General features: G+C 64.4%; 18 protein-coding genes and 1 pseudogene. 10 read left to right on the forward strand and 9 right to left on the reverse strand.

Translation table 11 applies throughout. The annotated features are described in order from the left end of the window. The first annotated feature begins 94 nt into the window (after nucleotides 1-94). From I6F35_RS00250 to I6F35_RS00260, 3 genes are read left to right on the forward strand one after another with little or no spacing between them, the layout of a single operon-like run. The gene (locus I6F35_RS00250; RefSeq protein WP_225115631.1) at nucleotides 95-1,441 is read left to right on the forward strand and encodes a cytochrome c; all 1,347 of its coding nucleotides are present in this window, start codon (nucleotides 95-97) and stop codon (nucleotides 1,439-1,441) included. Then, entirely contained in the window at nucleotides 1,441-1,932 is a 492-nt protein-coding gene (locus I6F35_RS00255) for a (2Fe-2S)-binding protein (protein WP_225116016.1), read from the forward strand. The genes I6F35_RS00250 and I6F35_RS00255 overlap by 1 nt, the downstream gene beginning before the upstream one ends. Beyond that, nucleotides 1,929-4,157, forward strand: a complete 2,229-nt coding sequence (locus tag I6F35_RS00260) for a molybdopterin cofactor-binding domain-containing protein (protein WP_225115632.1) — start codon at nucleotides 1,929-1,931, stop codon at nucleotides 4,155-4,157. The genes I6F35_RS00255 and I6F35_RS00260 overlap by 4 nt, the downstream gene beginning before the upstream one ends. Before the next feature lie 3 nt (nucleotides 4,158-4,160). Here the strand turns inward: I6F35_RS00260 and I6F35_RS00265 are convergent, their stop codons facing one another. From I6F35_RS00265 to I6F35_RS00275, 3 genes are all read right to left on the reverse strand, one after another. Beyond that, complete coding sequence (locus I6F35_RS00265) at nucleotides 4,161-5,540, reverse strand: VWA domain-containing protein (protein WP_225115633.1); 1,380 nt, start codon at nucleotides 5,538-5,540, stop codon at nucleotides 4,161-4,163. A 5-nt stretch (nucleotides 5,541-5,545) separates the two neighbouring features. After that, nucleotides 5,546-6,493 (reverse strand): MoxR family ATPase, encoded by a 948-nt coding sequence (locus I6F35_RS00270; RefSeq protein WP_225115634.1) that lies wholly within the window; start codon nucleotides 6,491-6,493, stop codon nucleotides 5,546-5,548. A gap of 109 nt (nucleotides 6,494-6,602) precedes the next feature. Then, the gene (locus I6F35_RS00275; RefSeq protein WP_225115635.1) at nucleotides 6,603-7,235 is read right to left on the reverse strand and encodes an HAD-IA family hydrolase; all 633 of its coding nucleotides are present in this window, start codon (nucleotides 7,233-7,235) and stop codon (nucleotides 6,603-6,605) included. Between the two features lie 106 nt (nucleotides 7,236-7,341). On the opposite strand from I6F35_RS00275, the gene I6F35_RS00280 reads away from it, so the two are divergent. Continuing rightward, entirely contained in the window at nucleotides 7,342-8,103 is a 762-nt protein-coding gene (locus tag I6F35_RS00280) for a trypsin-like serine protease (protein ID WP_225115636.1), read from the forward strand. A 222-nt stretch (nucleotides 8,104-8,325) separates the two neighbouring features. On the opposite strand, the gene I6F35_RS00285 is transcribed toward I6F35_RS00280, so the two are convergent. The 5 genes and pseudogenes from I6F35_RS00285 to I6F35_RS00305 form a co-directional block, all read right to left on the reverse strand. Further along, the gene (locus tag I6F35_RS00285; protein WP_225115637.1) at nucleotides 8,326-10,548 is read right to left on the reverse strand and encodes an acetate--CoA ligase family protein; all 2,223 of its coding nucleotides are present in this window, start codon (nucleotides 10,546-10,548) and stop codon (nucleotides 8,326-8,328) included. 165 nt (nucleotides 10,549-10,713) lie between these two features. Beyond that, a pseudogene (locus tag I6F35_RS00290) lies at nucleotides 10,714-10,872 on the reverse strand (class GN sortase); the annotation flags it as partial. Between the two features lie 390 nt (nucleotides 10,873-11,262). Then, nucleotides 11,263-11,973 (reverse strand): DUF1614 domain-containing protein, encoded by a 711-nt coding sequence (locus I6F35_RS00295; protein ID WP_225115638.1) that lies wholly within the window; start codon nucleotides 11,971-11,973, stop codon nucleotides 11,263-11,265. Between the two features lie 210 nt (nucleotides 11,974-12,183). Beyond that, nucleotides 12,184-13,407 carry an ABC transporter substrate-binding protein gene (locus tag I6F35_RS00300; RefSeq protein ID WP_225115639.1) on the reverse strand — a complete coding sequence of 408 codons (1,224 nt, stop codon included), beginning with the start codon at nucleotides 13,405-13,407 and terminating at the stop codon, nucleotides 12,184-12,186. 96 nt (nucleotides 13,408-13,503) lie between these two features. Further along, complete coding sequence (locus I6F35_RS00305) at nucleotides 13,504-15,051, reverse strand: long-chain fatty acid--CoA ligase (RefSeq protein WP_225115640.1); 1,548 nt, start codon at nucleotides 15,049-15,051, stop codon at nucleotides 13,504-13,506. 205 nt (nucleotides 15,052-15,256) lie between these two features. On the opposite strand from I6F35_RS00305, the gene I6F35_RS00310 reads away from it, so the two are divergent. The 4 genes from I6F35_RS00310 to I6F35_RS00325 all read left to right on the forward strand — a co-directional run bounded on the left by I6F35_RS00310 (nucleotide 15,257) and on the right by I6F35_RS00325 (nucleotide 19,330). Continuing rightward, a complete protein-coding gene (locus I6F35_RS00310) occupies nucleotides 15,257-16,393 on the forward strand; it encodes an acyl-CoA dehydrogenase family protein (RefSeq protein ID WP_225115641.1) in 1,137 nt (378 codons plus the stop codon). A gap of 128 nt (nucleotides 16,394-16,521) precedes the next feature. Continuing rightward, the gene (locus tag I6F35_RS00315) at nucleotides 16,522-17,688 is read left to right on the forward strand and encodes an acyl-CoA dehydrogenase family protein (protein WP_225115642.1); all 1,167 of its coding nucleotides are present in this window, start codon (nucleotides 16,522-16,524) and stop codon (nucleotides 17,686-17,688) included. After that, nucleotides 17,685-18,341 carry a glutathione S-transferase family protein gene (locus tag I6F35_RS00320; RefSeq protein WP_225115643.1) on the forward strand — a complete coding sequence of 219 codons (657 nt, stop codon included), beginning with the start codon at nucleotides 17,685-17,687 and terminating at the stop codon, nucleotides 18,339-18,341. The genes I6F35_RS00315 and I6F35_RS00320 overlap by 4 nt, the downstream gene beginning before the upstream one ends. A gap of 182 nt (nucleotides 18,342-18,523) precedes the next feature. After that, a complete protein-coding gene (locus tag I6F35_RS00325; protein WP_225115644.1) occupies nucleotides 18,524-19,330 on the forward strand; it encodes a helix-turn-helix domain-containing protein in 807 nt (268 codons plus the stop codon). A gap of 142 nt (nucleotides 19,331-19,472) precedes the next feature. Here the strand turns inward: I6F35_RS00325 and I6F35_RS00330 are convergent, their stop codons facing one another. Beyond that, nucleotides 19,473-20,315 carry a universal stress protein gene (locus I6F35_RS00330; RefSeq protein ID WP_225115645.1) on the reverse strand — a complete coding sequence of 281 codons (843 nt, stop codon included), beginning with the start codon at nucleotides 20,313-20,315 and terminating at the stop codon, nucleotides 19,473-19,475. Nucleotides 20,316-20,513: 198 nt separating this feature from the next. On the opposite strand from I6F35_RS00330, the gene I6F35_RS00335 reads away from it, so the two are divergent. Further along, nucleotides 20,514-21,380: a 3-keto-5-aminohexanoate cleavage protein gene (locus tag I6F35_RS00335; RefSeq protein ID WP_225115646.1), complete on the forward strand. Its 867-nt coding sequence runs from the start codon at nucleotides 20,514-20,516 to the stop codon at nucleotides 21,378-21,380. A gap of 133 nt (nucleotides 21,381-21,513) precedes the next feature. Further along, entirely contained in the window at nucleotides 21,514-23,118 is a 1,605-nt protein-coding gene (locus I6F35_RS00340; RefSeq protein WP_225115647.1) for an AMP-binding protein, read from the forward strand. Nucleotides 23,119-23,243: the final 125 nt, after the last annotated feature.

Genomic DNA, 23,243 nt, shown 5'->3' on the forward strand with positions numbered 1-23,243 from the left:
TGCAGTCAAGAGGCGGTGATCAGGGCCTTGTCGGCGAACGATGCCGGAGGATTTGTGTTAAAACACGGTCCAATCACAAACTCAAATGGCCGGCATGGCGAGATCGCCACGGATCATCGCGAGCATTGTCGCTGTCGCACTGATCGTGGGTGCGGCGGCTTTTGCGGTCGTGTGGCGGCCGGCAATCGCCGCGATCGAGCGTCCGTCCCCAGCATCCTTCGATCCGGCCGTGATCAAGCGCGGCCGCGAACTCGCGGCGCTCGGCAATTGCAATAGCTGCCACACCCGGCAGGGCGGCCAGGATTTTGCCGGCGGCCTGCCGGTGCCGACCCCATTCGGCGTGATCTATTCCTCCAACATCACGCCGGATCCGGAGACCGGCATCGGGCAATGGTCGGAGGCTGCGTTCGCTCGCGCCATGATGACTGGCGTCGACCGCGAGGGCCGGCATCTCTATCCGACCTTTCCCTATGACCATTTCACCAACGTCACCGACGAGGACGACCGGGCGCTCTATGCGTTCCTGATGACACGGCCGCCGGTGCATGCCCCGGCACGGCCGAACGAGCTCATGTTTCCGCTGGACCAGCGGCCGGTCATCGCGGGATGGAAATTGTTGTTCCTGCGCGGCGAGACGTTCCGGCCGGATCCCGCAAAGAGCGCCGAATGGAACCACGGCGCCTATCTGGTTGACGGCCTCGCCCATTGCGGCTCCTGTCATACGCCGCGCAACGCGCTCGGCGCCGAGCGGGCAAGCGCGCAGTTTGCCGGCGGCGAGGCCGACAATTGGCGGGCCTATGCCCTGAACGACCGCGCGCATGCGCCGGTGTCCTGGAACGCGGAGTCGCTCTACGCTTACCTGCGCAACGGCTGGCATCCCGATCACGGCACCGCGCGCGGGCCGATGGCGGAGGTGGTGAGCAATCTCTCCACGGTGTCCGACCGCGACGTACGCGCCATCGCCATCTACATGGCCGACATCTCCGGCGCGCCGAAGCCGGAAAGCGATCGCGGCGCTGTACTCGCGCAAGTCGAACCGGCATCTGCGCAGGCGGATGCGGCGGGTGCCGCGATCTACGCTGCGGCCTGTGCCTCCTGCCATGAATCTGGCCGGCCGCTGCCCTATGGCGGCGTCAACCTGGCGCTGAGCACGGCAGTCACGAGCCCCGATCCCCGCAACCTCGCCAATACCGTACTTTCGGGCGTTGCAGCGGTCGCGGGCGAACGCAGTCCGATCATGCCAGGGTTCGCCGACAGCATGACCGATGCACAGGTCACCTCGCTGCTCAATTACCTGCGCGCGCGTTTCAGCAAGGAACAGCCCTGGACCGGCGTTGAAAAGACCGTCGCGGATGCGCGCCGCAGCCAAACCGCCCTTCTCCAGAGTTCAGTCGGTCCGCGTAATGCGCCGGCCGACCCTTCGCAGCGAGACCAGCCATGATGACACTGAAGGTCAACGGCCAGGACAATCAGATCGACGCCGATCCCGATACGCCGCTGCTCTACGTGCTGCGCGACGATCTCAAGCTCAACGCCGCCAAATTCGGCTGCGGGCTTGGCCAATGCGGGTCGTGCACTGTCATCGTGGATGGCAAGGCCGTGCTGTCCTGCGTCACACCGCTGGTGCTGCTTAAGGGCAAGCAGGTGACGACACTGGAAGGGCTCGGCACCGTGTCCGCGCCGGCGCCGATCCAGCGCGCCTTCATGGAGGAGCAGGCGGCACAATGCGGCTACTGCATCGCCGGCATGATGATGCGGGCGCAGGCGCTCTTGCTCAGAAACCCAAAGCCGACCGATGCGGAGATCCGCGCCGAACTGCAGCCGAATCTGTGCCGTTGCGGCACCCATATGCGCATCCTGCGCGCGGTGCACCGCGCCGCGAGATTGATGGATACAGCGGACGCATCGGCAAACGCGAGGAGCGGCCAATGAACGCGCCCGTCATCCTCGATCGTCGCCGCGTGCTGCAGGGTGGCGGTGCCCTCATCGTCAGCTTCTCGCTCGGCCGCGCATTGGCGCAAGAAGGTTCGCCGGCGGGTGCCGCGCCCAAGCGGCCGGGCAGCCTTGCCGTCGCGCCCTACCTTGATTCCTGGCTCCGCATCGATGCCGATGGCCGCATCACCGCCTTCACCGGCAAGGCCGAGCTGGGGCAGGGGTTCAAGACAGCATTCCAGCAGATCGCCGCCGAACAGCTCGACGTGCCGTTCGAAGCGATCCACGTCGTCACCGCCGACACACAACTCACGGCCAACGAGGGCTATACCGCAGGCAGCCACTCGATGCAGGATTCCGGCACCGCGATCCTGAATGCCGCCGCGCAGGTGCGCGAACTCCTGATCGCGCAGGCGGCGGGGCGGCTCGGTCTCGCAGCCGAGAATCTGAGGACCGAGAACGGCGCCGTGATCGCGCCGGACGGCCGGCGGCTGACCTACGGCGAACTGGTTGCCGCCGACCTACTCCATGTGCAGGCGCAGCCGCAATCGAAACTGAAGGACCCCGCCAGCTTCAAGATCATGGGTCACGCGGTGCCGCGCGTGGACATCCCGGCCAAGGTGACGGGCGGCGAAGCCTATGTGCAGGACATGCGATTATCAGGCATGGTGCATGCGCGCGTGGTGCGGCCGCCGAGCTACGGGGCGCAGCTCGTCGAATGCGATAGCGCGGCCGTCGAGAGACTACCCGGCGTCCTCAAGGTCGTGCGCGACGGCAACTTCCTCGCGGTGATCGCGAACAAGGAATTTCAGGCGATCAAGGCGATGAACGCGCTCGCTGCCGCCGCGAAGTGGAAGGAAAGCCAAAACCTGCCAAAGCAGGACGATCTGCTGAATGTGCTCACTGGGCTGCCGTCCCAGGATTCCATTATCTTCGAGCGCAGCGATCCCTCCGTCTCCGGCCAGAAGACTCTCGAAGCCACCTACACCCGTCCCTATCAATCGCACGGCTCGATCGGGCCATCCTGCGCCGTGGCGCATTTCGTCGATGATGCGATGACGGTGTGGACGCACACCCAGGGCGTCTACCCCGACCGCCAGGCGATCGCGGAGATGCTGCGCATGTCGCCTGCGAGCGTCCGTCTGATCCATGTCGAGGGCTCCGGCTGCTACGGCCATAACGGCGCCGACGATGTCGCGGCCGATGCCGCGCTGATCGCGCGTGCGCTGCCGGGCCGGCCGGTCCGCGTGCAATGGATGCGCGAGCAGGAACACGCCTGGGAGCCGTTCGGCCCGGCGATGGTGACCAAGCTGAAGGCCTCGATCGACGGCGGCGGCCGCATTGCCGACTGGAATTTCGCGGTGTGGAGCAACACCCATTCGATGCGGCCGGGCAATGCGGGCACGCTGCTCGCCGCGCAGCACATGGCGCAGGCCTTTGCCGTTCCGCCGCCAAAGCCGCTGCCCTTGCCGGAAGGTGGCGGCGACCGCAACGCGATCCCGCTCTACACCTTTGCCAATGCGCGCGTGGTGCATCACTTCATCGCGGCGATGCCGCTGCGGATCTCGGCGATGCGCGGGCTCGGCGCCTATCACAACGTGTTCTCGATCGAGAGTTTCATGGATGAGCTCGCCGGCCTCGCCGGCGCCGACCCGGTCGAGTTTCGCCTGCGGCATCTCGAAGACCCCCGCGGGCGTGATGTGGTCGAAAAGGCCGCGCAGGAGTTTGGCTGGAAGCAGGATCGAAAACCGCCGCCCGGTCGCGGCTACGGCTTTGCCTTCGCGCGTTACAAGAACCTCGCGGCCTATTGCGCCATCGCGTCGGAAGTTGAGGTCAACAGCGAGACCGGACGTGCGCGGCTCCTGCGCGCGGTCGCCGCCGTCGATTCCGGACAGGTCGTCAATCCGGACGGCCTGACCAATCAGATCGAGGGCGCGATCATGCAATCTATGAGCTGGACGCTGTATGAGAGCGTAAGCTTCGATGATACGAGGATCACCAGCATCGACTGGCAGACCTATCCGATCCTGCGCTTCGATGCGGTGCCCGATCGCATCGACGTCCACATCATCAACCGCCCCGGCCAGCCGTTCCTCGGCAGCGGCGAGACCGGCCAGGGCCCCGCCGCAGCCTCGATCGCCAACGCCATTGCCCATGCCACCGGTAAACGCCTGCGCGACCTGCCACTGACGCGCAAGCGCATCAAGGACGCGATCGATGCGTGAGGGCTACTGATACGTCGCGACGATATCCGACACCGCGCGTTCGAGCTGCTGGGCGGTGGCGCATTGGCGCACCACGCTGCAGAAGGTGGCGTAACGCGGCATCTCCGAATCGCCGAAGCCCCAGGTCATGCGGCCTTCGGGATTGAGCCAGACCAGGCGTTTTGAACGTTCCGCTATGCGGCGCAGGATGTCGGCACGCGGATCGAGATTGTTGCTGCGGGCATCGCCGAGCACGATCACGGTGGTCTGCGGCGTGATCGTGTCCATCCATCCCTTCTCGAAATCGTCAAAGGAGTTGCCGTAGTCGGAGGAGCCGAAGCCGACCTTCGACATGATCTCGGCCATCGCTGCTTCCGGCGATTTCTCCTCGAGGATATCGCTGAGCTCGATCAGATGGCCGGAGAACGCAAAGGACCGGACGTCGTCGACCACTTCGTGCAAGGAGTGGATCAACAGCAGGAAGAAATCGGACACGCGCGCCACCGAGCCCGAGACGTCACAGAGCGCAACGATCTTCGGCCGGTCGCGGTGCTTGCGTTTCCAGGCGGTGAGGAAGGGCACGCCGCCCCAGGCCGCGTTTCGCCGCAGCGTGCGGCGCACGTCGAGATGGCCGCGGCGCTGGCGCTTGCGCGGCTTCGAGTAGCGTTCGCGCAGGCGGCGGGCGATCTGGCGGATCAGCGCGCGCATCTGCTCGACCTGGCGCGGCTCGATCCGGGCGAGCGGCGCATTGCGCAGGATCTCGTTGCGCAGGTTCTCGGCCTCCTCGCGGCCGTAGAGCAGCAGCGCCTGCGAGACCGTGTCGCGGACGGTGCCGCGCAATCCGTCGAGCGCGGCCTGCAGCCGCTCGGCCAGCGCCGGGTTGGTCGCCGTCAGGTTGTCGAGATCGTCGCGCAGGCGCTGGAGGCCCATCGCGTCCAGGATGCGGCCCGAGAAGATGCCGCGCTGGGTGAAGTATCTGATGTTGGAAAGCGAGGCCGCGCCGGAGGCGTTGGCGATCGCCGCCGATATCGCGTTGCGATCCTGCAACAGCAGCATCTGCGCGAGGGGGCCGAGAGTCTCGGTCTGATCTCCATCGCCGCTTTCGCTCGAAGCATCGGAGAAGCCTGCGCCGGAATCATCCTGTTCCGAATTGCCGGCCTTGGTCCCTTCCGTCGCATCCTGCGCCGGCTCGGGCTTGCTGAAGAAGAGATCAAAACATTCGCCGAGTGCGCGCTTCTCGTCCTGTGACTTCGCGAGCGTCAGCAGGAAGGTGTCGCGCAGGACGTCACGGTCGGCAAAGCCGATCCGCGACACCGCGCGCATCGCATCGATGCTTTCGGCGGGCGAGACCCGGACCCCGGCGCCGCGCGCGGCACGAAAGAACCGATGAAGGTTCTCGCGCATGGCGTCTATCCGAACACGTTCTGCCGCGACGCCTTGGCGATGAAGGCGGTGAGTTGCGGCCGCGCGGCCTCGATGTCGGCCTCGTATTTGAGCAGGACGTTGAGCGTGTCCTTGACGATCTCATGGTCGAGCTCGGTCGCCTGCAACAGCACCAGCACGCGCGCCCAGTCGATGGTCTCGCTCACCGACGGCAGCTTCTTCAAGTCGAGGGTGCGGATCTCGTGGATGAAGCCCACCATCTGCCGGCGCAGCGTCTGCGAGATGCCGGGTACGCGACTCTCGACGATACGCTCTTCCAGCTTCTGTTCGGGAAAGCCGATATGCAGATGCAGGCAGCGCCGCTTCAGGGCGTCGCCGAGATCGCGTTCGCTGTTGGAAGTGAGGATCACGGTCGGCGGCGCGATCGCCGAAACCGTGCCGAGCTCGGGAATGGTGACCTGGAAATCGCTGAGGATTTCCAGCAGCAGCGACTCGAACTCGGCGTCCGACTTGTCGATCTCGTCGATCAGCAGCACGCAGCCCGCCGCCTGCTCCAGCGCCTGCAGCAGCGGCCGCGGCTCGACGAATTCCTTGGAGAAGAACACGTCGCCGAAGGTGTGGAGCTGGTCGAGCGCCTGATGCAGCGTCTGTGCGCCGCCCAGCACCTCGCCGAGCTTGTCCTTCAAGATCTGCGTGTAGAGGAGCTGCTTGGCGTATTTCCACTCGTACAGCGCCTTGGCCTCGTCGAGCCCCTCATAGCACTGCAGGCGGATCATCTTCATGCCGCGCCAGGCGGCGATCGCCTTCGCCAGCTCGGTCTTGCCGACGCCGGCAGGGCCTTCGACCAGGATCGGTTTCTCGATCTCCTGCGACAGATAAACCGCGGTCGCGATCTGCCGGCTCGCGATGTAGCCCTGCGCGGCGAGGCCGCTTTCGACAGCCTCGATCGAGGCCGCAGGCCGATTGTCAGCCACCGATGTGAGCTCCGGATTTGCCTTGGTACATCAGGTTGTTGTGCCTGCCTTGGCGGCAAAGCACAAGGCTCGTTTGCGTGAGGGCAGCCCCGGTTCCGGCATTTTCCGCCTAGCGCAATACCAGCCCTGTGGCGGCCTCTAGCTCTGAAAGGGCCTGGCCCGCGCTGACCACCTTGATCGTGGTCATGCCTATTTGGCGCGCCGGCTTCAGGTTGACGCCGAGATCGTCGAGATAGACGCAATTGTTTGGATCGACCTTCAGCGCTTCCACCATCATCCGGTAGATGCGCGGGTCGGGCTTGCGCAGGCCGATCTTGGCGGATTCGATCACGTGATCGAACAGCGCCATCACCTCGGCGACATAGAGCGTGCGGCCGCCTTTGCTCCCGATCGCGTTCGCCGGCAGGTTGTTGGTGATGCAGCCGGTCTTGAATTTAGCATTGATGCGCTTCAGCGCCTCGACCATTTCCGGGCGCAGGTCGCCCTGCAGGAGCGGCAGCACGTCCCTGCCGCGCACCTCGGCGCCGAGCGCCAGTGATTCCGCTGCGAACAGCGTATCGAAGGTCTCGATATCCACCTCGGCGCGCTCGAATTTGGCCCAGGCGTTTTCCAGGTGATTGGCGGCGTTGGTGCGGCGGATGATGTCGGCTGGCAGGCCGCGCTCGGTCTCGAACCGGGTGAACGCCTCGAACGGCGAGGTGGTCAAGACGCCGCCGAAATCCCAGATCACTGCCTCGATCATTTCCCTCTGCCTGCTGTTGTGCGTGTTGTGGCCACTTCGCTCGAAAACGCTTTAGCCTGAATCCGGCGGCTTGGCGATGCGCGCGGCGCAAGCTATTGCTGTGCCCATGAAAGCCTTGCTTGCGATATCGGCAGCGCTTGCGCTGCTCGCCTCCACGCCGGCCTCCGCCATTGTCGGCGGCGGCGTGCCGACCGCCGAGGGCGTCGGCCGTTCCATCATCACCATCGTCGGCTCGCGCGGCAATTTCTGCACCGGCGCGCTGATTGCGCCGAAGGTGGTGCTGACGGCCGCGCATTGCGTGCAGCCCGGCGCGGACTACAAGATCGTCGAATATGGCCCGGACCGGCAGCCGCAGTTGAAGGACATCAAGAGCATCGCGATCCATCCCGCGTTCAGGATGGACGCCATGACCTCCCATCGCGCCACCGCCGACGTGGCGTTGCTGCAGCTTGCCGCGCCCGCCGCCGGCAAGGCGCCCGCGGCGCTCGGCGCGCCCAACATTCCCGTCATCGTCGGCAGCCGCTTTACCATCGCGGGCATCGGCGTCACCGTGCGCGGCGAGGGCAAGAGCGGCGGCATCGTCCGCGTCGCCGGGCTGATCGCGACCGGGCAGCCGGGCACGCTGCAGATCCGCCTGGTCGATCCGCTCAGTCAGGGTGCGCGCGACGGGCTAGGGGCATGCACCGGCGATTCCGGCGGGCCGGTGTTCGAGGACAAGCAGACCGGGCCTGCGATCATCGGCGTCATCAGCTGGTCGACCGGGCCGAACAATTCTGCCGGCTGCGGCGGCATCACCGGCGTCACGCCGCTGACGCTGTATCGCGATTGGATATTGCAGACCGCAAGGCAGTGGGGCGCGGTGTTTTGACGTCCACCCGCAATGGTGGGCATGCGACGCTTTGCCCAGCCTACGGATTTCACGAATTTTCCGCTGTTATTCCGGGGCGCGCGAAGCGCGAACTATGATGTGCAATCGCACATCAGAGAATCCATTTCTCCGCCTGCGCCTGTGGCCCGATGGATTCCGGGCCTGCGTGCTTTGCACGCATCCCGGAATGACGATAGAGAACTCGCTCACAGCCTGCTGGGATCAATGCCCCGCCGCTTTGTTCGCTGCGGCATTGTTCAGCACGATCAAGGCATCCACGGCAACACCTAGCTTCATGTTGATCAGGAACGGATTGACGTCGATCGAAGCGATGCGGTTGCCGGCGTCGGCGATCAGGTTGGAGAGCCCGACTAGGGCCTTCACCGCGGACGTTTCGTGCAGCGCCGGCTTGCCGCGATAGCCTTTCAGCTTGATACCGGCCTTGGTCTTGGCGATGAGCTGTTTTGCCTCTTCCGCATCGAGCGGTGCGCCGGCGAGCGCGACGTCCTTCAATAATTCGATGTCTACGCCGCCGGTGCCGAACAGCACGACCGGGCCCATCTCGGCATCGAGCGAGGCGCCGACCACGAGCTCCAGATCGGCCTTGACCTGCTGGGCGATCAGGATGCCCTCGAGCTTCGGCTTGTTCTTGAGCTTCCTGACCCGCGCCGTGATGTCGTTGAATGCCTTCTTCACCTCGGCGGCGCTGTTGAGGTTCAGCACCACGCCGCCGATATCGGACTTGTGCAGGATATCAGGGCTGACCACCTTCGCGACCACGGGGAAGCCGATCTTCCTGGCGATGGTCGCCGCCTCGGCTGCCGTCCGCGCGATCGCCTCCTTCGAGATCGGGATGCCGTAAGCCTTGAGCAGTTTCTTCGAGGCAACCTCGTCGAGCGCGGCGGCGCCGTTGGCGCTGTTCAGAACCTTCTCCAGCACGGCTCGCGCGGACGCCGTCGAACTCGAGGCGATATCCGGCACTTCCTTGCGGAGCTGCGCGTATTCGATCAGCGACTTGATCGCGCCGACCGCGCGGTCGAGGCCCTGCAGCACGGCGACGTTTGGCAGCGTCTTGCGTAGCGCCTTGGTGTGATCGGTGAAGCCGATCGACATCGCGCTGATATAGATCACGGGTTTGCCCGCCTTCGCGGCCATCTCGTTGACGATGCGAAGATTGCGCTCGCGCAGCTCATGCGGCGCCTTTGGCAGCTCGGCATCGATGATGACGATATCGGTGTCGGGATCGTCGATCATGATCTTGATGGACTTCATGTAAACGGAGGGATCGACCACGGCGGCAAAGCCTGCGTCCAGCGGATTGCCGACGATGCTGCCGGGGCCAAGCATTGTTGCGAGCTGCTCGGTCGCGCTCGGGCCGAGCGGCGCGAAATTCAGTCCCGCCGCATAGAACGCGTCGATCAGCAGTCCACGCTTGCCGCCGGACAGCGACACCGCGGCGAGCCGGTTGCCCTTCGGCAGATCGGCATGCACGAAGCATTCGGTGGTCTCGATCAACTCGTCGAGGCCGCGGACGCGGATCACGCCTTCCCGGGTCGATATCGCGTCAAAAGTCTCGATCGAGCCGGCGAGCGCGCCGGTGTGCGCCATCGCCGCGGCGCGGCCGCCTTCGGAGGCGCCGAGCTTGAGCGCGATCACCGGCTTGCCGGCGGCGCGCGCGGCCTTGCAGGCATCGCGGAATGCTTTGGTGTTCCGCACGCCTTCGAGATAGACCACGATCACGCGGATGCTCGGATCGGCGGCGAAATAATTCATCAGGTCGGGCGTGGTCAGCCCCACCTCGTTGCCGGTCGTCACCATGTAGCCGACACCGACGCCGCGATCCTCCAGCGTCTGGCGGATCGCCATCACGATGGCGCCGGATTGGCCGGCGATCGCCACCGGTCCGGCTTCCATGGTGACGATGCGGTCGTCGATATTGGTGAAGAGGTTTTCGCCGGCGCTCAGGTTTCCAAGACAATTGGGTCCCGTCACCGCAAGCCCGGTTTCCTGCACCGCCTGCTTCAATTCGACCGCGAGCCGCTGGCTCTCCTCGTCCTGCAATTCGCTGAAGCCCGAAGTGACGATGGTTGCCGAGCGCGCGCCGGCTGCGGCCGCATCGCGGATCACTTGCACCGCAAAGCGCGCCGGCACCAGCACCAGCACGTGATCTGGCTCTTCGGGAAGGCTCGCAAAATCCTTGTAGCAGGTGACGCCCCAGATCGTTTCGCGCTTGGCGTTAACGGGATAAAGCCCGCCGCGATATCCGTACTTGATCAGGTTGTTCCAGATGCGCTCGGCATAATTGCCGGGCTTGTCGGTGGCCCCGACCAGCACGATGTTGCGGGGGTGCAGCATCGCATGGATCTGCTTGACGATGTCGCTGGCATCACGCGACGGCGACCATTTCTCGGGTGCAGCGGACGCGGGGCTGAACTGTGCTTCCATGGACCTCGCCTTGTCGTTTCCTGCGGCGCTGCAGCGAACGCTGTGCGCCATGCTTTTTGCTATTTCTATTGAGGCTTGTGCAGCGTGGCAACTTACACTGGCTGCATGCGGCTACGCGCTGCTGCGATATCCCACCATGCGGATAATTCTTTCGGCTGCCACGCTTCAGGAGCCGGATTCGATCATCGTGGCGGGCAGAAGATAGCGTTCCGGTCCCGATGTCAGCGCGTCGAACGGCCAGCAGGTCGAGAGCACCAGCTCGTATCCATTCGACAGCGGATCGATGCCGGAAGCATCGAAGCGCATTACGGAGCTGGCGAGAGCCGGAACGGGCGTCGCCCGGCTTGATGAACGCGGCCGGCGGCTTGATCGCGGCCGACCATACCGGCGCGAAGTTCACGAACAAGGCCGCGAACCCGATGATGAGCGCGGCAATGCCTTCGACCAGGAAGAACAGCACTATTCGCATCCAGCGTGACAGCCGCGGGCGGCCGGTCACGATACAATCGCACGTCGTTATTTCCCTCTCCCGAGGGACGTCTAGGACGCGCAAAGTTTTTCGAGAAAGTGCGTCGAGGCGCGAGCAGAATGATCGGCATTGTTCAGCCACAAGGAGGCGCGGCGCGCCGCGCTGTTGCCCGGCTTTGTGCGGTTTTGTGCCGAAATGTGCGGTCTGGTAGAGTCGGCGTGAATCTTCCTGCCGGGCTAGTGACCCTAAGCCCGTCGCAGCGGCGAGGGCGAAACGACGGCGGCGAGCAGCACGGCGAGAATGCCGGTCAGGAACACGCCGTCAAACGTGCCGGCGCCGCCGATCGAGGCGATCGGCGCACCCAGGCTGCCGATCTTGTCCAGGTTGAGAAGATCGGCGCCGATCAGCGTTCCGACTGAACCCGCGATATAGGCGAGCGGCGCGGCATATTCACGCGAAAGCAGCAGCGCGATGATCGCGACGCTGACGACGGGCACGAACACCGGCACCGCGATGCCAATTCCCGGCACCGGCGTCGCCAGCCAATGGACGATGAGCGCGATGATGGCGGTCGCGATCGCGGCCCTGACCCAGAGCTCGTATCTGACGACCAGATAGATCGACATCAAGGTCGGGATCAGCGCGCCGCCGACATTCACGGCCAGGATCGTGCTGGGCGCGGTCACCAGCGGCACGACATAGCGCATGCCGAAGAAGTCGACGACCTCGCCGGATCTGACAGGCGGGCCAGACAATTCCGTGATCGGAATATTGAGATAGCTGCCGATCAGGGAGCCGAACAGCAGCAGGAATGCAGCTCCCGGACTCACACCGAGGCTCAGATAGGCATATCTGAGGATGCGGAGCTGGATCAGGATCACCAGCACCAATGCGAGGAACACCAGGATCGAAAACGATCCCGGCGTCATCGGCAGATAGTGCATCTGGCTATCCACGATCGGTGGCTCGCTGTGCTTTACCACCTGGTGAAGTGGGGAGCCGTCAGCATGATCTCAAGCTCTCGACTTACCTCTCCCGCTTGCGAGGGAGGTCGGCGCGAAGCGCCGGGTGGGGGGTCTCTCCATACGAAGAGTGTTCATCGTGGAGACACCCTCACCCCGGCCCTCTCCCGCAAGCGGGAGAGGGAGCGCCTCGACCCTACCCGACTAACCGCCCGTCTCGGCACTGATGATGTCGCCGAACAATTCCCATTGCCCCTTGGTGAACCGCATCATCTTGAGCTGCTCGATCGGAGCGAAGTCGTTCGGGCCGGTGCTGATCTTGATGCCGGGGATCAGCGTATCCGGCGCGAAGTCCTTCAGGCTTGCGGCCTGCTTCATCACGTTTTCGCGGGTGAGATTGTCGCCGCACTGTTTCAGCACCTGCACCAGCGTCTGGGCTGCGGCGTAGCCATAAACGGTGTTGGCGTCGGAGATGTTGGCGCCCGGCATGTATTTGTCGATGAAGGCCATGAACTTCTTCATGCCCTCGTCGTCCTTCCACTGCGGATCGGACGCATCCTTCAGGTAACCTGCCGACAGCACGCCTTCGGAGGCCTCCAGCCCTGCCGGCTTCATGACCGCGCCGATCGAGATCGAGACATCGGTCATTACCTGCATCGGCTTCCAGTCCAGCTCGGCGATTTTCTTGATCGCCTGCGCCGCGAATTTCGGCGTCGCGATGTTGACGAAGACATCGGCGCCGGTGCCCTTCAGCTTGACGATGTGGGAATCGATCGAGGGCTCGGTGGTCTCGTAGCTTTCCTCGGCGACGATCAGGCTGGACGCCTTGTCGCCGAAGATCTCCTTGATGCCAGCGAGATAGTCTTTGCCGAAATCGTCATTGGCATAGAAGATGGCGACCTTGGCATTGGGCTTGGTCTTGAGAATGTATTTCGCGAAGATCCTGGCCTCGACGCGGTAGCTCGGCTGGAAACCCATGGTCCAGGGAAAATCCTTCGGGTCGTTCCACTTGCTGGCGCCGGTGGCGAGGAAGAGCTGCGGCACCTTCTTGGCGTTGTGATATTTCTGCACCGCGGTCTGGGTCGGCGTGCCCAGCGCGTTGAACACCAGGAACACCTCGTCGCCCTCGATCAGTTTGCGGACCTGCTCCACTGTCTTCGGCGGCGAATAGCCGTCGTCATAGGAGATCCAGTTGATCTTGCGGCCGTTCACGCCGCCCTGGTCGTTGATCATCTTGAAATAGGCTTCTTCGGTCTTGCCGATGATGCCGTAGGCCGAGGCCGGCCCGCTATAGGCCTCGACATTGCCTATCCTGATCTCGGTGTCGGAGGCGCCGGTGTCGTATTTCTTCTGCGCGAACGCGCCCTGGGCAGAGAGCAGCGAAAGCGCCGCGACGGCGGCAAGCAAGGCGATTTTCTTGTTCTTCATACAGCAGTTTCCTCGGCTTTTTATGGTTAAGGACGAACGCACGAAAAATCGCCGCCGGACCTGGCAGGCGGCGGCGAATCTTGTCACCGGATCATATCATGAAGCTTGCGCCAGATCGGTCGGCTTTAATTCCGCGAATTGCTTGCGCAGCGTCGGCTTGTGGATCTTGCCGGTCGCATTGCGCGGCAACGCTTCGATGAATTCGATTCTGCGCGGGCATTTGAAGCGCGCCAGATTGGCCGCGCAATGCGCGTGGACCTCCGCCGGCGTCAGTCTCTCGCCCGGCTTGACCGCGACGATCGCCATGCCGACCTCGCCCCATTGCTCATCGGGAATGCCGATCACGGCAGCCTCGGAAACGGCCGGGATCTGGTGCAGCACATTCTCGACTTCGGCCGGATAGACGTTCTCGCCGCCGGAAATGTACATGTCCTTCCAGCGGTCGACGATATAGTAGAAGCCTTCCTCGTCGATGCGCGTCGCATCGCCCGTGTGCAGCCAGCCGTCGGTGAAGGAAGAGGCATTGGCGTCGGGCCGGTTCCAATAGCCCGGCGTGATGTTCGGGCCGCGGACCCAGAGCTCGCCAAGTTCGCCGACCGCGGCGTCGGTGCCGTCGGGGCGCACGATCCGCACTTCCGTGTGCAGCACCGGCTTGCCGGCGGAGCCCGCTTTGCGCGCGGCGTCCTCGCGGTCGAGCGCCATTACCGCGGGCGATGTCTCGGTCATGCCATAGCCCTGCTGCAGCGCCACGCCGCGCGCTTCCCATACCTTGAGCAGCGGCACCGGCATCGGCGCGCCGCCGACCCCGCCGATGATCAGCCGGCCGAAATCGGCGCTCGCAAATGAGGGATGCTGCGCCATGAACTGGTAGATCGCGGGCACGCCGAAGAAGACGTTGATGCCCTCGGTGGGATCACTGATCAGCCGCAATGCCTCGCCGGGATCGAAGCTGCGCATGATCAAGACGTTGCCGCCGGCGTGCAGCACCGGATTGGTGTAGCAATTGAGCCCGCCGGTGTGGAACAGCGGCAGCACGCAGAGGAATACCGAGGACGGCGAGATATAGGCGAGGCCGCCGAGATTGACGCAATTGAAGAACGTCATGCCGTGGGTGATGATGGCGCCCTTCGGCTGGCCTGTCGTGCCCGAGGTGTACATGATGGTCGAGATGTCATCGAGCGTGACAGGCTCAAAGCTCTCGATCGGCTGTGCGGAGGCGATGCCGGCTTCATAGGAGCCATCCGGGCCGAGCAGCAGCGTCGAGGACACGTTGCAGAGCCTGGCGACACTGAGCGCCGTCTCGGCGAGGTCGCCGTCATGGATCATCACTTTCGGCGAGGCGTCGCCGACGATGAACTGCAGCTCAGGCACGGTGAGGCGGGTGTTGAGCGGCAGGAACACGGCGCCCAGCCGCCCGCAGGCGAACTGCACTTCCAGCGTGTCTGATGTGTTCAGCGCCAGCACCGCGACGCGGTCGCCGCGCGCGACCTTCAGCGTGTCGCGCAAATGCGCGGCGAGCCTCGAGATCCGCCTGTCGGATTGCGCATAGGTGAAACGGCGGCCGCTGGCGAGATCCACCATCGCAACCTTGTCGGGCGTCCTCCGGCCGTAATGGGCGATCCAGTCGTAGTAACGAACCGGCAAATTTCCCTCCCACGCTGGGCGGTCTGGCGCCGCCTGATCGTGATCCGCAAGGCTGCAGTGGACGGGCGGGGGCCGGAACCTGTCTTGCGTTTAGTGGCTGGAACCGGGCTGGATGGGCGCGCATTCGCCGCCGGCAGCCACTCGACGCAAGTTGGCGCGGCGATTTCCGGACATCGTCGGGCAGAAGAATCGATGGAGCAAGGGGATGGCGAGCCCATTCTACGGCAGCGAGCACGAGGTCTTTCGCGAAGCGGTGCGCCGCTTCGTGCAAAAGGAGATCGAGCCCCACGCCCATGAGTGGGACGAAGCGGGCGAGTTTCCGCGCGAGCTCTATCGCAGGGCCTCCGAGATCGGGCTGTTGGGGCTCGGCTTCCCGGAGGAATATGGCGGCATTCCCGCCGACCAGTTCATGAAGATCGTGGCGTCGCAGGAACTGGCGCGGGCCGGCGCCGGCGGCGTCTCGTCGAGCCTGATGAGCCATACCATCGGCTCGCCGCCGATCGCGCGTGCCGCCCGTCCCGAGGTCAAGGCGCGCGTGCTGCCGGAGGTGCTGCGGGGTGAGAAGATTTCCGCGCTCGCGATCACTGAGCCGAGCGGAGGCTCCGATGTCGCGAACTTGCGCACCAAGGCGCGTCGCGACGGCGATCATTATATCGTCAGCGGCGAGAAGACGTTCATCACCTCGGGCGTGCGCGCCGATTATCTGACGGTCGCCGTGCGCACCGGCGGCGAAGGTGCCGGCGGCGTCAGCCTGCTGCTGATCGAAGGCGATACGCCCGGCCTGTCGCGGACCAAGCTGAAGAAGATGGGCTGGTGGGCGTCGGATACAGCGACGCTGCATTTCGACGAGTGCCGGGTGCCGGCCGGAAACCTGATCGGCGAGGAGGGCCAGGGCTTCAAGATCATCATGCAGAATTTCAACAGCGAGCGCATGGGCATGGCCGCGAGCTGCACGGCCTATGCCCGCGTCTGCGTCGAGGACGCCATTGCCTATGCCAAGGAGCGCAAGACCTTCGGCAAGCCGATCGCCCAGCACCAGGTGATCCGCCACAAGATCGTCGACATGGCGCAGAAGGTCGCCGCCTCCCAGGCGATGCTGGAGATGCTGGCCTGGCGGCTGGAGCAGGGCGAAAGCCCGGTCGCCGAGATCTGCATGATGAAGAACCAGGCCACCCAGACCATGGCATTCTGCGCCTCGGAGGCGGTGCAGATCTTCGGCGGCGCCGGCTTCATGCGCGGCGTCAAGGTCGAGCGCATCTACCGCGAGGTCAAGGTCAACGCCATCGGCGGCGGCACCGAGGAGATCATGAAGGACCTCGCCAGCCGCCAGATGGGATTGTGAGAGCACACGCCGCCGTCATTCCGGGGCGCGCAAAGCGCGAGCCCGGAATTTAGAGATGAGTCCGACAATGCCGAGATTCCGGGTTCGACGCTGCGCGTCGCCCCGGAATGACCAGGAAAGCAGAAAAAATGATCTTCACCGCCGACCACGACGAACCACGCCGCATCTTGCAGAAATTCATCGCGGCCGAGATCAATCCTTTCGTTGACGAATGGGAGGATGCCGGCATCTTCCCCGCGCATGAGCTGTTCAAGAAGCTCGGCACGCTCGGCTTTCTCGGCCTCAACAAGCCGGAGCAATTCGGCGGCCAGGGGCTCGACTACAGCTATGCGCTGATGATGGCGGAGGAGCTCGGCGCTATCAGATGCGGCGGCGTGCCGATGGCGATCGGGGTGCAGACGGATATGGCGACGCCGGCGCTGGCGCGGTTCGGCTCAGACGAGGTGCGGCGCGAGTTTCTGGCGCCGGCGATCTCAGGCGATCAAGTGGCCTGCGTCGGCGTTTCCGAGCCAGGCGCCGGCTCCGACGTCGCCTCGATCAAGACGCAGGCGCGTTCCGATGGCGACGATTACGTCATCAATGGCGGCAAGATGTGGATCACCAACGGCACGCAGGCGGACTGGATCTGCCTGCTCGCCAACACCAGCGACGGCCAGGTCCATCGCAACAAGTCGCTGATCTGCGTTCCCATGAAGAGCAAGGGCGTCACCATCGCGCGAAAGCTCGACAAGATGGGCATGCGTTCCTCCGATACCGCGCAGATCTTCTTCGACAATGTCCGGGTGCCCAAGCGCAACCGGATCGGCGAGGAAGGCAAGGGTTTCACCTACCAGATGATCCAGTTCCAGGAGGAGCGGCTGTGGGGCGCGGCCGCCTGCCTGAAGGCGCATGAATTCATCATCAACGAGACGATCGAATACACCCGCAACCGGAAAGCGTTCGGCGGCACGATCCTCGACAACCAGGTGGTGCACTTCAAGCTCGCGGAACTGCAGACCGAGGTCGAGCTGTTGCGTTCGCTGATCTATCGCGCGGGCGAGGCGCTGGTCGCGGGCGAAGACGTCACGCGGCTCGCCACCATGGCCAAGCTGAAGGCGGGTCGGCTCGGGCGCGAACTCACCGACGCCTGCCTGCAGTTCTGGGGCGGCATGGGCTTCATGAACGAGACCCCGGTCAGCCGCGCCTATCGCGACAGCCGCCTGACCTCGATTGGCGGCGGCGCTGACGAGGTGATGCTGATGGTGCTATGCAAGATGATGGGGACGCTGCCAGGGCTGAAGAAGGGAAGTCAATGATCACGCTCTATCACTGCGACGCCGCGCGTTCGTTCCGGCCGCTCTGGATGCTGGAAGAGCTCGGGCTTCCATACGAGCTCAAGATGCTGCCGTTCCCGCCGCGCGTGTTCGCGAAGGACTATCTCGCGCTCAACCCGCTCGGCACGATTCCCTTCCTGATCGATGGCGAGACGCGGATGACGGAGTCCTCCGGCATCTGCCATTATCTTGGTACCAAATACGGCCCGACCCCTTTGATCGTCGGGCCCGACGAGCCGGCCTATGGCGCCTTCCTGAACTGGATGTATTTTTCCGACGCCACGCTGACCTTTCCGCAGACGCTGGTGCTTCGTTATAGCCAGCTCGAACCGGAGGAGCGGCGCAATCCGCAGGTCGCCGGCGATTACGCGAAATGGTTCCTCGGCCGCCTCCGTGCGGTCGAAGCAGCGACCGGCAAGGCCGAGACGCTGTGTGCCGACCGTTTCACTGCCGCCGACATTGCCATCGGCTATGCGCTCCGGCTCGCGGACAATATCGGCCTCGGTAAGGATTTCGGTCCCAATGTCTCAGCCTATTGGGCAAGGCTGCAGCAGCGCGAGGGATACCAGCGGGCGGTGGCTGCGGAACGCAAGGCAGGCATGGAGCAAAACGTCGCGCCACGGGTGCGGCCGTAGCGCTCTGTCATTCCGGGGCACGCGCAGCGTGAACCCGGAATCTCGAGATTCCGGGTTCGATGCGTCGCATCGCCCCGGAATGACGGCGGCTCTGACCACCACTTTGTAACGGTGACTTCAGCCAGATTTCGGCTATGGTTGGCGCCGCAGCGGCCGAAAGAGCCGCGCGAGGAGGAACCACCATGGACGATCTGGCCCGCGAAGTCGGCCATCTGATGCTGATCACGCCGGAGCGCGTGTTTTACGCCGGACTGCTCGGCCGGCCGCGCGAGCGCTGTCCGGGCGCATTCCATGTCTATGTCGCGATCAGGGGCGGCCTGCACCTCGCGACCAGCGACGGGCGGGAAGCCTATGGCGACCTCGTCGTGACCATGCCGAACCTGCGCCATACCATCGCGAGCGACTATCGTTCCGCGATCTGCGTCGCCATCGAGCCCGAAAGCGTCCGCGTCGGCGCGCTCGAATTGTTCGCCAAGCAGTTGATGGGTCCTGAGAGCCAAGTCTTCGCCGACCGCATTCGGGCCGCCTACGCCGCGCTCGGACGACGGCAATATGGCGACGACCTCTCGAACGCCGAGTTCGACATCATGTGTTTCGGCCAGGCGTTACCGCAGCGTGCGCTCGATCCGCGCGTGATGCGGGCGATCGCGCGCATCGGCAAGTTCTCCGGCGAACCGGTGACGGCGGTGGACTGCGCGACGGATGCCTCGCTGTCGCCCTCGCGCTTCCTGCATTTGTTCAAGGAGGAGACCGGGATCTCGTTCCGTTCCTTCCGGGCCTGGAAGCGGGCGCGGCATCTCTTGCATTTCGCCAACCAGGACATCAACCTCGCCCATCTGGCGCAGGACATCGGCTATCCCGACTCCACCCATTTCAGCCACTCGATCCGCCGCTTCTATGGCCTGAAGCCGCGCGCGATCTTCTCCGGCTCGCGCGATCTGGCGATCTATCGCAGCAGCGGATCGTTTACGGAGGTGGTGGTCCCCTAATCGTCATGCCCGGGCTTGTCCCGGGCATCCACGTCTTCCTTTGGCGTCGCCAGCACGTGGATGGCCGGGACAAGCCCGGCCATGACGGAGAGGGCGTCTACAAATTCGCCCCACCTGGCCGAACCGAGGCCAGCTGCCGCCATCAATGCGACAGCAGCACGGGCAGGGGCGGGTGCGACATCATGCTGAGCGTGGCGCCGCCGAGCACGAATTGGCGGAAGCGGGAGTGGCCGAAGGCGCCCATGACCAGAAGATCGCTGTCATGGCTCGTCAGCGCGGCCTCCAGCGCATGCGCAACCGTGCGGCCCGCGGCGTCGACGGTGTCGAGGATCACCTCGACGCCGTGGCGGGCGAGATGTTTCGCAAGTTCCGGACCGGACCGCTTGGTGTCGATGCGCTTCTCGTTGGTCACCGTCACGATGTGAACGCGCTTGGCCTGCGTGAGCAGCGGCAGCGCATCCGCAACCGCCCGCGCGGCCGGACGGCTGAAATCCCAGGTCACCGTTGCCGTATTCAGGACAAACGGCTTGCGGCTGGTTTGCGGCAGCAGCAGGACCGGGCGGCCGGATTCGAAAATGATCGGCTCGGCATTCCAGGCACCGAACAGCGCGTCGTCCTGAACCGGGATGATAGTGAGGTCGCGAAGGCGCGCATAGTCGACCAACAGCTCGCGCAGCTCGGAGGTCAGGCCGCGCTCCAGGATGCGCTCCTCGAACACGCCGCGCTTTTCCGCGGCGGCCTGGAATGCCGCGAGCGAAGCCTCGGCTTGAAGGCGTGATTTCTTTTCGTCGCTGGCGGCGATGCCGGGAACGTCGAGCAGCGCCGGGCTCAGGAAGCTGCCGGGTATCGCGACCCGGATCTCACAGGCGATCGCGGAGATCCTGGCGCCGATCGCGGCGGCGAAATCGGTCGCCAGATCGATCGCCGATGGCGGCGTCGTTTCCGGGTAGCTCGCGAGCGTCAAGAGAAGGTCTTTGTAGGCCATGTCTGCATCTCCGCAAGTACAGGTAACTCATAGCCCCGACCCGGCCAGCCGGTTTGATGCAGAGCAAACTTTTCATGCGCGCTAGTGCCGCGGCAATCGGCCTGCCGTTGCGGCATTAGCCAGTCAACGCAAGAGGGCTCGGGCCAAATCCCGCATCATGCAAAAAATCGAGCCATTCAAATACGTTGGACGGGATGCATGAGTGACAAGGCCGTGATCACCTGCGCGCTGAACGGCGTGCTGACCGATCCAAAACAGCACAATGTGCCGGTGACGCCGGAACAGATGGCGCGCGAGGCCAGGGCTGCGTTCGACGCCGGCGCCAGCATCATGCATATCCATCTGCGCCAGCAGGCCCCCGGCAAGGGCCACTTGCCGTCCTGGGAGGTCGGCGTCAGCAAGGAGATCCAGCAGGCGATCCGCGAGGCGTGCCCCGGCGTCATCATCAACCACACCACCGGCACCTCCGGCCCGAATTACCAGGGCGCGCTCGATTGCGTGCGTGAAACCAGGCCCGAGATCGCCGCCTGCAACGCCGGCTCGCTGAACTATCTGAAGGTGAAGGCGGACAACACCTGGGCCTGGCCGCCCATGCTGTTCGATAACGCGGTCGAGAAAGTGCAAGACTATCTCGACGTCATGAAGGATGCCGGCACGATTCCGGAATTCGAATGTTTCGACGTCGGCATCGTGCGCTGCGTCGGCATGTACCGGCAGACCGGCATGTATTCCGGCCCGCTCGAATACAATTTCGTGATGGGCGTCGCCTCCGGCATGCCGGCCGATCCGGAATTGCTGCCGATCCTGTTGAAGCTGAAAGCGCCGGACGCGCATTGGCAGGTCACAGCGATCGGCCGCGCCGAGATCTGGCCGCTGCATCAGCGCGCCGCCGATCTCGGCGGGCACCTGCGCACGGGATTGGAAGACACCTTCTATCTGGCTGATGGCACCAAGGTGACATCCAACGGCCAGTTGATCGATGCGATCGCCGCCTGCGCCCGCAGGGCGGGGCGCGAAATCGCCAGCCCGGCGGAAGCGCGGCAGATTTTTGGGGTGAGGCACTGAGCCCCGTCATTCCGGGGCGCGCGCAGCGCGAGCCCGGAATCCATCAGGCCGCATTGTCCGCGGCGAAATGGATTCCGGGCTCATCGCTTCGCGATGCCCCGGAATGACGGTTGGTCGAGGGGGAGGGATCAAAATGAACAATCTCATAGCAACCGGCGGCGTGCCGGGCCCGGGGCAGATCGGGCGGATCGCGATCGGCGATCTCCTGAAGCGCGCGGCACGGCGTTTCCCTGGCCGGATCGCGCTCACCGACGGCGCGCGTCGCGTCACCTTCACCGAGCTCGAACGTGACGCCAACCGCTTTGCCAACTATCTCGTGCAGCGCGGCCTGAAGCCGGGCGAGAAAATCTCGACGATCTGCAACAACTCGGTCGAATTCGTCAAAGCGCTGTTCGGCATTCATCGCGCCGGCCTGGTCTGGGTGCCGATCAACACCATGCTCGGTCCCGCCGACATGGATTACATCCTCGGCCATGCCGAGGTCCGCTTTGCGCTGATCGACGACAATCTGCATGCGCAAGCGGAGCGGCGCGCGGCGCTGGAACAGCGCGGCATTCAGATGGTCGCGATCGATCTTGCCGGAAAAGTCGCAGCGACCGGCCTCGAGAACTTCAACGATCTTATCCAAGGTCAGTCCGACATCGAGCCGGAGATCGAGATCAACGATCGCGATCTGGCCATGATCATCTACACCTCGGGCACGACCTCGCGGCCGAAGGGCGCGATGCACTGCCATCTCGCGGTGGTGATGGCCGTGATGAGCAATTGCATCGAGATGCAGCTCTCGCGCGATGACGGCATCACCGGGCAGTTCCCGCTGTTCCACTGCGCCGGCCATGTGCTGCTGCTCAGCTATCTCTCGGTCGGCGGCCGCATGGCGCTGATGCGCGGGTTCGATCCCGTGGTCTGCATGGAGGCGATCGTCCGCGACAAGCTCACCGTGTTCGTCGGGCTGTCGCTGATGTACCAGGCGATCCTCGATCACCCGCGTCGTCGCGAGTTCGATCTCTCCGGCTTGCGCTGCTGCATCTACACCATGGCGCCGATGGGCCGCCCGCTGCTGGAGCGTGCGGTCACCGAGCTCTGCCCGAATTTCGTGCTCTCCAGCGGCCAGACCGAGATGTACCCGGCGACCACGATGTCGCGGCCCGAGGTGCAGCTCAATCGCTTCGGCAATTACTGGGGCGAGTCGCTGATCGTCAACGAGACCGCGATCATGGATGACAACGGCAACCTCCTGCCGCGCGGCGAGATCGGCGAACTCGTGCATCGCGGGCCGAATGTGATGATGGGCTATTACAAAGACCCAAAGGCGACCGAGGAGGCGCGCAAATTCGGCTGGCACCACACCGGCGACCTCGCGCTGATCGATGAGAGCGGTGAGGTGCTGTTCCTCGACCGCAAGAAGGATATGATCAAGTCCGGCGGTGAGAACGTCGCCTCGGTGAAGATCGAGGAGACGCTGCTCGCCCACCCCGCCGTGCAGAATGCGGCGGTGGTCGGCCTGCCGCATCCGCAATGGGGCGAGGCCGTATCCGCCTTCGTCAAACTGAAGCCGAATGCCGTGGTCGACGAAGCCGGGATCATCGAACATTGCCGAAAGCATCTCGGCGGCTTCCAGGTGCCGAAACTGGTGCGTATTCTCGAGGAGCTGCCGATGACGGCGACCGGCAAGCTGCGCAAGGTCGAACTGCGGCAGGCCTATAGTGAGCATTTCTCGGAAGCGAAAAGCGCGTGATGCTGGCCAAGAACACTCCTGTCATTCCGGGGCGCGCGAAGCGCGAGCCCGGAATCCATTTCTCCACAAGCGTCCGCGGCCCGATGGATTCCGGGCCAGCCCCAAGAGGGGCGCCCCGGAATGAC

Source organism: Bradyrhizobium sp. BRP22, from assembly GCF_020194175.1.
Lineage (GTDB): Bacteria > Pseudomonadota > Alphaproteobacteria > Rhizobiales > Xanthobacteraceae > Bradyrhizobium.

Bases quoted from the DNA above. Each gene is read 5' to 3' on its own strand.
- I6F35_RS00265 (WP_225115633.1), bottom strand. From the start codon at position 5,540: ATGCGCGAGAACCTTCATCGGTTCTTTCGTGCCGCGCGCGGCGCCGGG.
- I6F35_RS00300 (WP_225115639.1), bottom strand. From the start codon at position 13,407: ATGAAGAACAAGAAAATCGCCTTGCTTGCCGCCGTCGCGGCGCTTTCG.
- I6F35_RS00310 (WP_225115641.1), top strand. From the start codon at position 15,257: ATGGCGAGCCCATTCTACGGCAGCGAGCACGAGGTCTTTCGCGAAGCG.
- I6F35_RS00340 (WP_225115647.1), top strand. From the start codon at position 21,514: ATGAACAATCTCATAGCAACCGGCGGCGTGCCGGGCCCGGGGCAGATC.
- I6F35_RS00285 (WP_225115637.1), bottom strand. From the start codon at position 10,548: ATGGAAGCACAGTTCAGCCCCGCGTCCGCTGCACCCGAGAAATGGTCG.
- I6F35_RS00250 (WP_225115631.1), top strand. From the start codon at position 95: ATGGCGAGATCGCCACGGATCATCGCGAGCATTGTCGCTGTCGCACTG.
- I6F35_RS00335 (WP_225115646.1), top strand. From the start codon at position 20,514: ATGAGTGACAAGGCCGTGATCACCTGCGCGCTGAACGGCGTGCTGACC.
- I6F35_RS00325 (WP_225115644.1), top strand. From the start codon at position 18,524: ATGGACGATCTGGCCCGCGAAGTCGGCCATCTGATGCTGATCACGCCG.
- I6F35_RS00330 (WP_225115645.1), bottom strand. From the start codon at position 20,315: ATGGCCTACAAAGACCTTCTCTTGACGCTCGCGAGCTACCCGGAAACG.
- I6F35_RS00255 (WP_225116016.1), top strand. From the start codon at position 1,441: ATGACACTGAAGGTCAACGGCCAGGACAATCAGATCGACGCCGATCCC.
- I6F35_RS00315 (WP_225115642.1), top strand. From the start codon at position 16,522: ATGATCTTCACCGCCGACCACGACGAACCACGCCGCATCTTGCAGAAA.
- I6F35_RS00320 (WP_225115643.1), top strand. From the start codon at position 17,685: ATGATCACGCTCTATCACTGCGACGCCGCGCGTTCGTTCCGGCCGCTC.
- I6F35_RS00260 (WP_225115632.1), top strand. From the start codon at position 1,929: ATGAACGCGCCCGTCATCCTCGATCGTCGCCGCGTGCTGCAGGGTGGC.
- I6F35_RS00275 (WP_225115635.1), bottom strand. From the start codon at position 7,235: ATGATCGAGGCAGTGATCTGGGATTTCGGCGGCGTCTTGACCACCTCG.
- I6F35_RS00280 (WP_225115636.1), top strand. From the start codon at position 7,342: ATGAAAGCCTTGCTTGCGATATCGGCAGCGCTTGCGCTGCTCGCCTCC.